Annotated in this window: 12 protein-coding genes and 1 pseudogene; 6 read left to right on the top strand and 7 right to left on the bottom strand. The window is 71.3% G+C overall.

What is annotated here, in order from left to right; translation table 11 throughout:
• Positions 1-58 precede the first annotated feature (58 nt).
• Positions 59-346, bottom strand: coding sequence for a DUF2530 domain-containing protein (locus AC2RP6_RS22385; RefSeq protein ID WP_486447791.1), 288 nt, complete (start codon positions 344-346; stop codon positions 59-61).
• Between the two features lie 161 nt (positions 347-507).
• Here AC2RP6_RS22385 and AC2RP6_RS22380 point away from each other — a divergent pair, with 161 nt between their 5' ends.
• Positions 508-1,968: an NCS2 family permease gene (locus AC2RP6_RS22380; protein WP_486447790.1), complete on the top strand. Its 1,461-nt coding sequence runs from the start codon at positions 508-510 to the stop codon at positions 1,966-1,968.
• Between the two features lie 29 nt (positions 1,969-1,997).
• Here AC2RP6_RS22380 and AC2RP6_RS22375 read toward each other — a convergent pair whose 3' ends face one another.
• Positions 1,998-2,180 (bottom strand): hypothetical protein, encoded by a 183-nt coding sequence (locus AC2RP6_RS22375; RefSeq protein WP_030010567.1) that lies wholly within the window; start codon positions 2,178-2,180, stop codon positions 1,998-2,000.
• 141 nt (positions 2,181-2,321) lie between these two features.
• Here AC2RP6_RS22375 and AC2RP6_RS22370 point away from each other — a divergent pair, with 141 nt between their 5' ends.
• The 3 genes from AC2RP6_RS22370 (at position 2,322) to thpR (ending at position 4,873) form a co-directional block, all read left to right on the top strand.
• The gene (locus tag AC2RP6_RS22370; protein ID WP_486447789.1) at positions 2,322-2,759 is read left to right on the top strand and encodes a MarR family winged helix-turn-helix transcriptional regulator; all 438 of its coding nucleotides are present in this window, start codon (positions 2,322-2,324) and stop codon (positions 2,757-2,759) included.
• 26 nt (positions 2,760-2,785) lie between these two features.
• On the top strand, positions 2,786-4,171 hold the full coding sequence (locus AC2RP6_RS22365) for an MFS transporter (protein WP_486447788.1): 1,386 nt from the start codon (positions 2,786-2,788) through the stop codon (positions 4,169-4,171).
• A gap of 144 nt (positions 4,172-4,315) precedes the next feature.
• Positions 4,316-4,873 (top strand): RNA 2',3'-cyclic phosphodiesterase, encoded by a 558-nt coding sequence (gene thpR, locus AC2RP6_RS22360; protein ID WP_486447787.1) that lies wholly within the window; start codon positions 4,316-4,318, stop codon positions 4,871-4,873.
• Positions 4,874-4,953: 80 nt separating this feature from the next.
• Here the strand turns inward: thpR and AC2RP6_RS22355 are convergent, their stop codons facing one another.
• The 4 genes from AC2RP6_RS22355 to AC2RP6_RS22340 all read right to left on the bottom strand — a co-directional run bounded on the left by AC2RP6_RS22355 (position 4,954) and on the right by AC2RP6_RS22340 (position 9,751).
• Positions 4,954-6,468 carry a peptidoglycan DD-metalloendopeptidase family protein gene (locus AC2RP6_RS22355; protein WP_486447786.1) on the bottom strand — a complete coding sequence of 505 codons (1,515 nt, stop codon included), beginning with the start codon at positions 6,466-6,468 and terminating at the stop codon, positions 4,954-4,956.
• Between the two features lie 92 nt (positions 6,469-6,560).
• Positions 6,561-7,994, bottom strand: coding sequence for a C40 family peptidase (locus tag AC2RP6_RS22350; protein WP_486447785.1), 1,434 nt, complete (start codon positions 7,992-7,994; stop codon positions 6,561-6,563).
• A 235-nt stretch (positions 7,995-8,229) separates the two neighbouring features.
• Complete coding sequence (locus tag AC2RP6_RS22345) at positions 8,230-8,403, bottom strand: hypothetical protein (RefSeq protein WP_486447784.1); 174 nt, start codon at positions 8,401-8,403, stop codon at positions 8,230-8,232.
• 355 nt (positions 8,404-8,758) lie between these two features.
• Positions 8,759-9,751 (bottom strand): helix-turn-helix domain-containing protein, encoded by a 993-nt coding sequence (locus AC2RP6_RS22340; protein ID WP_486447783.1) that lies wholly within the window; start codon positions 9,749-9,751, stop codon positions 8,759-8,761.
• A gap of 138 nt (positions 9,752-9,889) precedes the next feature.
• On the opposite strand from AC2RP6_RS22340, the gene AC2RP6_RS22335 reads away from it, so the two are divergent.
• Entirely contained in the window at positions 9,890-10,195 is a 306-nt protein-coding gene (locus AC2RP6_RS22335) for a hypothetical protein (protein WP_486447782.1), read from the top strand.
• 183 nt (positions 10,196-10,378) lie between these two features.
• Positions 10,379-10,522 carry a hypothetical protein gene (locus AC2RP6_RS22330; RefSeq protein ID WP_486447781.1) on the top strand — a complete coding sequence of 48 codons (144 nt, stop codon included), beginning with the start codon at positions 10,379-10,381 and terminating at the stop codon, positions 10,520-10,522.
• 205 nt (positions 10,523-10,727) lie between these two features.
• Here AC2RP6_RS22330 and AC2RP6_RS22325 read toward each other — a convergent pair.
• Positions 10,728-10,976: pseudogene (locus tag AC2RP6_RS22325) on the bottom strand (aldo/keto reductase); the annotation flags it as partial.
• Positions 10,977-11,072: the final 96 nt, after the last annotated feature.

Below are 11,072 nucleotides of genomic sequence, written 5' to 3'. Positions count from 1 at the left end.
GACCCCGCAGGCCGAGCGAATCCACCGCCCGGGAAAAGCTGCCCGGCCGCGGGCCCCGTCAGGCTGCCGCTCCGCCCGGCTCCTGCCGAGCCTGCGCAGCGGCCTCGGCATGGCGCTTCAGCGCCGCCTCGCGGCCGCGGACGTACCAGATGCCGATCAGGCCGAGGAAGCCGCCGGCCGCACAGGTCCAGACCCACCACAGCTGGCCGCGGTCGGCGAACCATCCGTAGAAGGGGAGCTGGACCACGAAGAGGACGAACCACAGGATCGTGCCGCCCGTGACCGTCGCGACGACGGGGCCCTCCAGGGGCTCGGGCGCCTCGTGCTTCGCAATCCATTTCGCCATGCCGCAAGTCTATGGGGGAGGCCGTCCGGCCCCCTCCGGCCGGGCCCGCCACGGGCCGCGCTGTCTACGCGCGGAGATGGACGGCCCTTCTCTCATGTGTTCATACTGAAACGGTTTGGGCGCGGCCCATTTTCGTCGTATGAACCACCAATGAGGACCGTATGAGCACCCCGGCCCCCGCCCCCGCACCCGCCGCTCCGGAGCCTTCCCCTCGGGAGCCCTCCGGCGGGCTGGACCGCTATTTCAAGATCTCCGAGCGCGGCTCGACCGTCGCCCGCGAGGTCCGCGGCGGTTTCGCGACCTTCTTCGCCATGGCGTACATCATCGTGCTGAACCCGATCATCCTGGGCAGCGCGAAGGACATGTACGGCCACCAGCTCGACAGCGGCCAGCTCGTGACGGCCACCGTCCTGACGGCCGCCTTCACCACGCTCCTCATGGGCGTCATCGGCAACGTCCCCATCGCGCTCGCCGCCGGCCTGGGCGTCAACACCGTCGTGGCCCTCCAGCTCGCCCCGCGCATGAGCTGGCCCGACGCGATGGGCATGGTGGTCCTGGCGGGCTTCGTCGTGATGCTGCTGGTCGCCACCGGGCTGCGGGAGCGCGTCATGAACGCCGTCCCGCTGGGCCTGCGCAAGGGCATCGCCATCGGTATCGGCCTGTTCATCATGCTGATCGGCCTGGTCGACTCCGGTTTCGTCTCCCGCATCCCGGACGCCGCGCACACCACGGTCCCGCTCCAGCTCGGCAGCGACGGCCACCTGCACGGCTGGCCCGTCCTGATCTTCGCGATCGGCACGCTGCTCACCCTCGCCCTGCTGATCCGCAAGGTCCCCGGCGCGATCCTGATCTCCATCGTGGCCATGACCCTCGTCGCGGTCGTCGTCCAGCTCGTCGCCGACCTGCCCGACTCCGGCTGGGGCCTGACCGTTCCGGCCTGGCCGGGCAACCCGGTCGCCTCGCCGGACTTCGGGCTCGTCGGCCAGGTCAGCCTGTTCGGGGGCTTCGGGAAGGTCGGGGTGCTCACCGGCATCCTCTTCGTCTTCACGGTGTTGCTGTCCTGCTTCTTCGACGCCATGGGCACGATCCTGGGCGTCGGCGACGAGGCCAAGCTGATCGACAAGAGGACCGGCGAGTTCCCCGGCATCAACCGCGTGCTCTTCGTCGACGGCCTCGCCGTCGCCTCGGGCGGCGCGACCTCCTCCTCGGCCACGACCTGCTTCGTGGAGTCCACGGCCGGGGTCGGCGAGGGTGCCCGTACGGGCCTGGCGAACGTCGTGACGGGCGGCCTCTTCACCGTGGCGCTGTTCCTCACCCCGCTGGCCACCATGGTCCCGTCGCAGGCCGCCACGCCCGCGCTGGTCGCGGTGGGCTTCCTGATCCTGGCGGGGTCGGTCAGGGACATCGACTGGAGCGACTTCACCATCGCCGTCCCGGCCTTCCTGGCCATGGTGATGATGCCCTTCACCTACTCGATCACCAACGGCATCGGCATCGGCTTCATCGCCTTCAGCGTGCTGCGCCTGGCGACCGGCCGGGGCCGTGAGGTCCCGACCGCCATGTACGTCGTGTCGGCGGTGTTCGTCTTCTACTACGCGATGCCCGCGCTGGGCCTCGGTTAGCCGCACGCCCCGCGGCGCGCGGGACGGGCTCACGTCAGCCCGTAGAACTTCTCCGTCTCGTCGACGGCCGCCTTGAAGCGCTCGTCGAAGTCGTCGCGAATGAGCGTCCGGACCACATAGTCCTGGACGCTCATTCCGCGTTTGGCGGCATGGATCCGGAGCCTGTCGAGGAGCTCCCCGTCTATGCGCATGCTCAGCACATGTGTCCCCATGGCGAAAGAGTCGGGGCACAGGGTGCGCGCGCGGGTCACTTTCGGCCGACCACTCACCCGTACGAGTGACGTGGCACATACCGGGCGCATGAGCGGGAAACCCGGTGTTCTTTAGCGAGAGTAATGAGTTATTCTAAATACATGCCTGACCTCTCCCATGGCTACGATGCTGCCGCCGTGAACGACCTCCGCTCCGCCGTCATGCGGCTGGGGCGGCGCCTGAAGCACCAGCGCGTCGACGAGTCGCTGAGCCCGACCGAGATGTCGGTCCTCGGCACCCTCGCCCGCTGCGGCCAGGCCACACCCGGTGAACTGGCGCGGCGGGAGCACGTCCAGCCGCCGTCCATGACGCGCATCGTCGCGTTGCTGGAGGCCAAGGGACTGGTCACGCTGGAACCGCACCCCGACGACCGCCGCCAGAAGGTGGTCCGCCAGACGGAGGAGGCCGAAGCGATGCTCGAAGAGAGCCGCCGCAAGCGCAACGCCTTCCTGGCCGGGCTCGCGGCAGAGCTGACCGAGGACGAATGGGCCAAGCTACGCGCGGCCGCACCCGTCCTGGAGAAGCTCGCGCACCTGTAAGGAACGACGCCAGGAGGCGAACGCTTTTGAGTACGGGAAACGGAGCAGATTCCGCACCCGGCCACATATCCACCCCCACGACCGCCGCGCGAACCGCCGCACCCGCGGCACCCGCGGCACCCGCGGCACCCGCGAGCAGGAACTCGATGTTCAGCTCGCTGAAGATCCGCAACTACCGGCTCTTCGCCACCGGCCAGGTCGTCTCCAACACGGGCACCTGGATGCAGCGCATCGCCCAGGACTGGCTGGTCCTCTCCCTGACCGGCTCCGCCTCCGCCGTCGGCATCACCATCGCCCTGCAGTTCCTGCCGATGCTGGTGTTCGGCCTCTACGGAGGCGTACTCGCCGACCGGCTGCCCAAGCGGCCCCTGCTCCTCGCCACCCAGAGCGCCATGGGCCTGACCGGCATCGCGCTCGCCGCCCTCACCCTCGCCGGACACGTCCAGGTCTGGCACGTCTACCTCGCGGCGTTCCTCCTCGGCCTGATCACCGTCGTGGACAACCCGGCCCGCCAGACCCTCGTTCCCGAGATGGTCGGCAAGGACCAGGTCGCCAACGCCGTCAGCCTCAACTCGGCCAACTTCCAGTCCGCGCGTCTGGTCGGACCGGCGATCGCCGGCGTACTGATCACCGCCGTCGGCTCCGGCTGGGCGTTCCTGCTGAACGGACTGTCCTTCGCCGCGCCCATCGCCGGCCTGCTGATGATGCGGACGAAGGAGCTGCACCCGGTCGCGCCCCGGCCCCGTGCCAAGGGCCAGCTGCGCGAAGGACTGCGCTACGTCGCCGGCCGGCCCGAGCTGGTCTGGCCGATCGTACTCGTCGGCTTCATCGGGACCTTCGGGTTCAACTTCCCGATCTGGCTGTCGGCGTTCGTGAGCGACGTCTTCCACGGCGACGCGGGCACCTACGGACTCTTCAACACCCTGATCGCGGCCGGCTCCCTCGCGGGCGCCCTGCTCGCGGCCCGGCGCGGACACTCCCGGCTGCGGCTGCTGGTGGCCGCGGCCGCACTGTTCTCCGTCCTGCTGCTCGTGACGGCCTTCGCCCCCGGCTTCTGGCTGTTCGCCGCACTGCTCGTACCGATCGGCGTCTTCGGTCTGACGGTGAACGTCACCGCCAACTCCAGCGTGCAGATGGCCACCGACCCCGAGATGCGGGGGCGGGTCATGGCCCTCTTCATGATGGTCTTCACCGGCGGCACCCCGCTGGGCGCCCCACTGCTGGGCTGGATCACGGACACCTACGGCGCGCGCATCGGCATGGCCTCGGGCGCGCTGATCTCCCTGGCCGCGTCGATCGGCGTCGCGGTGGTCCTGGCACGCGTCGGCAACCTCCGGCTGCGCGTCGGCCGGCACGGGGTGGCCTTCGTCCCGGCCGTTCCGCGCCGCCGTGAACTGGTGACGGTGGCCTGAGCCCGTCGCCTCCGGCGGGGTCCGGCGCCTCACGGGGCTCCGCCCGGACCCCGCCGGGCCGTCTCGGCCCCGCCGGCGTTCGCGGTGCGCGGGTCCGGGGACAGGAGCCCCGGCAGCGGCGCCGCACCCCTATACGCTCCTCGCATGAGACTGTTCGCAGCCGTCCTGCCGCCCGAGGAGGCCGTCGCCGCGCTCCGGGAAGCCGTACGGCCGGTCCGCGACGACCGGCTGACCTGGACCGCCGAAGCGGGCTGGCACTTCACGCTCGCCTTCATGGGCGAGGTGCGCGAGGACGTGCTGCCCGACCTGTACGACCGCCTGGAGCGGGCGGCCCGCCGTACGGCGCCGTTCACGCTGCGCCTGCACGGCTGCGGGCACTTCGGCGACCGGGCCCTGTGGGCCGGCGCCGCGGGGGAGCTCGACGCGATGCGCCTCCTCGCCGACCGGGCCGACGCCGCCGCGCGGCGGGCCGGGGTCCCCATGGAGCAGCACCGCCGGTACACCCCGCACCTCACACTGGCCCGCAGCCGCCACCACGCCGGACCGCCGCTGCGGCCGTACCTGGACGCGCTGGCGGACTTCGAGGGCACGGCCTGGCAGGTGGACGCGCTGAGCCTGGTCCGCAGCAACCTGCCCGTGGGCGGGGTGCCGGGCGAGCAGCCGCGTTACGAGACCGTGCGCGCCTGGCCGCTGGCCGGCTGAACCGGGAACGCCGTGAGGCGGCCCGTCCTGCAGGGACGGGCCGCCTCACGTGTCTTCACTCCAGTTGGTCACCGGCGGGTTTACCAGCCGCCGACACCGATCTCCTTGCGGGCGCCGAGGCCGCCGGCGCCGGTGCCCGGGTAGAGGAAGAGCTTGCCGGTGGAGTTCTGGACGGCGATCAGGTCGTCCGAGAGCTGCGAGTTCAGCAGGTCGCCGCCGATCAGGTCGGACATGCCGTTCCAGCCGCCCGAGCCGATCAGGATGCGCGGGCTCAGGTAGCCCTTGTCACCGGGGTACATGAACAGCTTGCCCGTGGACTTCTCCACCGCGACCAGGTCCTGGCGGCCGCTGTTGTTGAGGTCCATGCCGGTCAGGTTCGACATGCCGTTCCAGCCGCCGGAGCCGATCTCCTTGCGGGCGTTCAGGCCGGTGCCGTTGCCCGGGTAGAGGTACAGCTTGCCGGTGGACTTCTCGACGGCCGCCAGGTCGGCGATCTTGTCGCCGTTGAGGTTGAGGGCGGTCAGGTTGGACATGCCGTTCCAGCCGCCCGAACCGATCAGGACGCGGCTGCCGCCGGACGCGATCGTCGAGTTGTCGGCACCCTTGTAGAGCCACAGCTTGCCGGTGGACTCCTCGACCGCGACGATGTCGTCCTTCCCGTCGCCGGTGAAGTCGCCGCCGGTCAGGTTGGACATGCCGTTCCAGCCGCCCGAGCCGATCAGGACGCGGTTGCCGCCGGAGGCGATGGTGCCGTTGGAGGCACCCTTGTAGAGCCACAGCTTGCCGGTGGACGCCTCCACCGCCGCGACGTCCACCACGTTGTCGCCGTTGAGGTCGGCCGAGGCGAGGTCGACCATGCCGGTGGAGCCGGCGCCCCCGTCACCGGGGCCCTCGGGCTTCGGCTCCGGAGCCTTGGTCTCACAGTTCTTGCTGGTCAGCGACTTGGACCAGCGGTCGGAGCCGCCGAAGGGGGAGCCGTTGAACGTGACGCGCTGGTCGACGGTGTCGTGGCGCTGCTCGAAGTGGAGGTGCGGGCCGGTGGACCCACCGGTGCTGCCGACGATGCCGATCTGCTGTCCGGCCTTGACCGTGGCACCGGTGGAGGTGTTGAAGCCGTTGAGGTGGGCGTAGACGGTGGACCAGCCGCCGCCGTGGTTGATGACCACGTACTTGCCGTAGCTCGTGCCGCCCAGGTCCCTCACCTTGGACACGACGCCGTCGGCGCTCGCCACGACGGGGGAGTTGAGCGTCGAGCCGCCCTGCGTCCAGTCGATCGCGTTGGCGGACGGGCTGTGGTTGGGGCGGGAGGCACCCTGCCAGGTCTCGCCGCACTTGAACGGCATCTGGAAGTCGGGGCGGTCGTCGCCGGCGGTGGCCGCCATGGCCGACATCATCTGCGGGCCCTCGGGCAGCCCGAGGTCCTCCGCGGTCAGGACGGGCAGCTCGCCGTGCGGGTCCTCCGGGCCGCCGTCGGCGTTCGCGCCGCCGGCGGAGAGGGCCACGGCGGCGACGGTGGCGCAGACCAGGCCGGTGGCGATGCGGACCCGGCGGGACATCAGGCGGGAGAAGGAGGTGGCGGTGGTCTCAACAGACATGGGAATGCTTCCAAACCGGCACGAGGGTGCCAAAAAGGGTGTCAGGGAGGGGAGTTGCGAAGAAGAGCGGGCAGATGCCGTGGGCGGTGGGGCTACCAGCCGCCGGAGCCGATCTCCTTGCGCGCCCCCAGACCCGTGCCGGTGCCCGGGTAGAGGTAGAGCTTTCCGGTGGCCTTCTCGACGCCGACGAGGTCGTCGTTCGCGTTCGAGGTGAAGTCGCCGCCGATGAGGTCGTTCATGCCGTTCCAGCCCCCGGAGCCGATCTCCGTACGGGAGTTCAGGCCGGTGCCGTTGCTGGTGTAGAGGTAGAGCTTGCCGCTGGCCTGCTCGGCGCCGACGACGTCGGTCCTGCCGTCGTTGTTGATGTCCATGCCGACCAGGTCGTGCAGACTGTTCCAGCCGCCCGAGCCGATCATGACGCGGCTGCTGCCGCCGCCGACGGATCCGGCGCCGTTGCCCTTGTAGAGCCACAGCTTGCCGGTGGACTTCTCGACGCCGGCGAGGTCCGCCTTGCCGTCGCCGTTGAAGTCGCCGCCCATCAGCTCGGCCATGCCGTTCCAGCCGCCCGAGCCGATCTCCTTGCGGGCGGAGAGGCCGCTTCCGGTGCCCGGGTAGAGGTACAGCTTCCCGCTGGCCTCCTCGACCGCGACGATGTCCTCCTTGCGGTCGCCGTTGAAGTCGCCGGCGGCCAGGTTGGCCATGCCGTTCCAGCCGCCGCTGCCTATCTCCACGCGGTTGCCGCCGGAGGCGATGGTGCCGTTGGAGGCGCCCTTGTAGAGCCACAGCTTGCCGGTGGAGGCCTCGACGCCGACCACGTCGTCCACGGAGTCGCCGTTGATGTTGGCCGCGACGAGGTCGGTCATGCCGGGCTTGGGCGCCGGCGGGGCGGTGACGTCGTCGGCGATGTTCTTGTAGCGGACGGGCTGGTAGGGGCCGTAACCCGGGTAGTACGGGTAGTCGTAGACGCGGTGGTGGACACCGCTGGGGGTGAAGTCGAAGCCCCAGTACTGCGTGCGGTCGGAGTTGGCCCACTTCTCGAAGAGGACGACGTGCCCGGAGGAGCCGGCGTCGTCGTCCAGGAGGGCGTCGCCCGCCTTCAGTTCCGACTTGGTGATGGACTCGGTCACCCCGCGGGAGGCGAAGGAGTTGGTGGCCGGCTGGAAGTCCAGGTCCCAGGCCATCGAGACGAACCCCGAGCAGTCCGTGCGGTATCCGCCGTGACGGCCGCCGCTGCTGTAGTCCAGGCCGATGCCGACCCAGCTCTTGGCGCGGGCGATGACCGAGCTGCGGGTGATCGTCGTGGTGGTCGCCGCGGCGAAGGCCGTGGCCCGGAACTCTCCGTCGACCGCTTCCTCCTCGCCCTGGCCGGGGCTGCCGAAGTCGGGGTTCGCGGGGGGCTCGGCGGTGACGGCCGCCGGGGCGGCGACCGCCGCGGAGTCGACGGCGACCACGGTGCCGGCGGCGACGGCGCCGGCGATCAGGGCGGCGACGGCCGCGTGGCGGGTTCTGGGCAGGTGTCGGGACATGGCTGTGCTCCGGTTCTGGCGGGTCAGGAGGTCTGGGGGCCGGGAGCGGGGGCTCGACCGGCGGTACGGCGGGTGCGACGGATGCGGTGTTGAGGTGTGGGGCGTGGCGGACGGACAGCTGTCCTGCAGGCACAGCGGTCCCGCGCGGTGGTGCGGAGGCTGCGAGTGGTGTGGGTGGTGCGGTGGTGCGGTGGTGGCTACGGCCGACGGCGGTGGCTACGGCCGGCGACGGTGGCTACGGCCGGCCGCTCTCCTGGATCGGCCCGGCGCCGGCGGTGCCCGCCGACCCGGCCGTTCCGACCGCCGGCACCGGGTGGGCCGGGGCGTGGGCGGAGGCCATGGGGGCGACGGAGGTGATGCCGAGGGTGAGGGCGACGACCGCGGTGGCCCTGAGGATTCCGGTACGCATGGGGTGCTTCGTCCTTCCGAAACGACATGATCTGATGGCGTGAACCCATCGCCCCAGGACGTCCCGCGGTGGCGTCCGTTGAAGGGCTTTCAGGGCCTTCGGTGCTCGTCTCCGGGGGGCTGCCCCGGTGACAAGCAATAGATTCGCCGCTGCCCGGGCCGGGCGGAAGAGAGATCGACTGGCCCGAACGGGCCATGGCCGGTCCTGGCCACGATGGCCTGATCCGGCCCCTCCTTCCGCCCGCTGCCCCTCCCCCGCACCCCCACCCCCGGCACCCCCACTCCCCCGCACACGCAGAAGCCGCCTGGCCGGACCACTCTCGTGGTCCCGCCAGGCGGCTTCCTGCGGACACTCCCTACGCGCGGGCCGGCAGCCAGCCTTCCTGGACGGCGCGGACGCCGGCCTCGAAACGGCTGCGCGCGCCGAGCCGTTCCATCAGGTCGTTGGCGATGCGCCGGGCCGTGCGCGAGGAGACGCCCAGCCGCTTGGCTATCGCGTCGTCGGTATGCCCTTCCGCCAACAGCCGCACGGCTTCGGCCTGTTGAGCCGTCAGACCGTCCGGGCCCAGGACCGCCACCTCCGCCAGCGGCTGCGCCGCCGCCCACGTCGACTCGAAGAGCGCGCAGAGGGCGACCAGCATGCCGTGCCCGGTCAGGACGACCGCGCCCGCCGCGGAGTCGTCGCTCACCGGGATCAGCGCCGTCCTGCGGTCGACGATGAGCATGCGCGTCGGCAGGGTCGCCACCGTGCGGACCTGACCGCCCAGCTCCGTCAGCCAGTTGGCGTGCTCGACGGAGGGCCTGCTGTTGCGCACGCTGTCCAGGTAGAGGGTGCGCATGCGCACGCCGCGTTCGAGGAGCGCCCGGTTCAGGGGGCGGGAGGCGGCCAGCGCCGACTCGCTCAGGGTGGCGTCCGGCGAGAAGGCCAGCAGCTCCTCCTTCGTCTCACGGGTCAGCGCCACCAGCCGGTCGCGGACCGCGTCGAGGCCGATGAGCTGTTCCACCCCCGGGTGGCTGGCGGCCGGGCGCAGCTCCGAGTACTCCGAGATCAGCCTCGCCGCGGCGGCCCGGGACGCCTCCAGCCTCTGCTGCTGCGCGGCGAGTTCCGCCTGGCCCCGGGCCATGAGGATCTCCATCCCTATGTCCGGGGAGACGGCCCGCAGCCGCCCGCTGTCGTTCGCCGACGGCTGGACCAGAGCCAGCTCGCTCAGCAGGTCCAGCGCCTCGCGCACGTCACCTTCGCCGATCCCCACGGCGACGGCGAGCGCGGTCACGCCCGATCCGGGTTCCATGAGCATGGCCCGGTAGACGGCCTCGGCTCTCGCGTCGAGGCCCAGTTCGGTCAACATGTGTATCCCCCCACCCCGTTGGCACTTCGATAGGGAAGATCATCTCAAAGAAGCACCGTCGGGCCAGATGTGTCCACGGCCACAACCGGCCAGCCGCATCGGTGTCCCGCACGGCCCGGTAGGGGCGACGGTGGGGGCATGTACCTCGTCCACGCCCGTCTGCGGACGGTTCCTCCGGCGGAAGTGCCCGTCGACCTGCGCGAAACGGCCCGGGCCGGGCTCCGCCCGCGGGACCGGGTGGAGCACCTGGCCGTGCATCCGCAGTCCGCGGAGCACTTCACCCTCGGTTTCTACCTGCTCTCGGCCTCCCTCGCCGAGGCGGAGCGGCACGCCGAGTCCGTCTGCCGCCGCCTGCTCGGCGCGCGGGCGCTGCCTCCCGCCCGGCTGCTCGACGTCGGCGTCCCGCTGATGCCAATGTCGGTGCCGCAGCTGCGGAGCGGCTGACCGCCGCCGCCTGTCCTCATCCGTCCACGGACGGTTTGGGCCAGCCGAATCCCCTTCTCCCCCCGCTGAGCTGCGGCTTAGCTGTGTCTCACCGGAAAGGGACAGCGCCACCGCGGGGCGCCGGACCGACCGGGAAGCCATCGCCGTCACGCCTCAGGGCACCTCGAAGGGACACCGGACACCATGAACACCACCCTCATCGCCAAGGCCGCCGCGGTCGTCGCCCTCGCCCTCGTCCTCGGTGCCCCCGCCGTCGCCTCCGCCGCCCCGCTCACCGCCGTGAAGCCGCCGGTCGCCGCCCAGAACGGCGACATGAGCTGGCAGTGACCGCCCGGCCACGGCCGGCAGCCCACCCACCACGGCACAGCCCCTGCGTCCACGATGCGGGGGCTGCCGCGTTAGGCTCGACGGGTGGATCCCAAGACCAGAAACCGTGTGATGGCCGGTGTGCTCGTGCTGATGTTCCTCGTCGTCGCCGTGGCGGCCGCCGTCGGCCAGTAGCCCCACGACGGCCGCGGCGGACGACCGCCGCCTACCAGGCGAAGGCCTCCGGCGAGGGCCCGGGGCCGGGGAAGATCTCGTCCAGCCCGGCCAGCACCTCCTGGCTCAGTTCCAGCTCCACGGCGCGCAGTGCCGAGGCGAGCTGCTCCGGCGTACGCGGACCCACGATCGGCCCGGTGACCCCGGGGCGGGTCAGCAGCCACGCCAGTCCGACCTCGCCCGGCTCCAGTCCGTGCTTGTCCAGCAGGTCCTCGTACGCCTGCACCTGCGCCCGTACGGGCTCCTCGCGAGGGCGAGTGACTCGCCCGTGTCCTTCCCTCTTCCGTACACGTTTGCCACGTCGAACGATTCTTTTTGATGCCGCACGCCGGCACCG

It is taken from the genome of Streptomyces sp. WAC03905, assembly GCF_057371075.1.
Note: the sequence above shows the minus strand (reverse complement) of the source record. Positions and strands in the feature narration are given on the sequence as shown.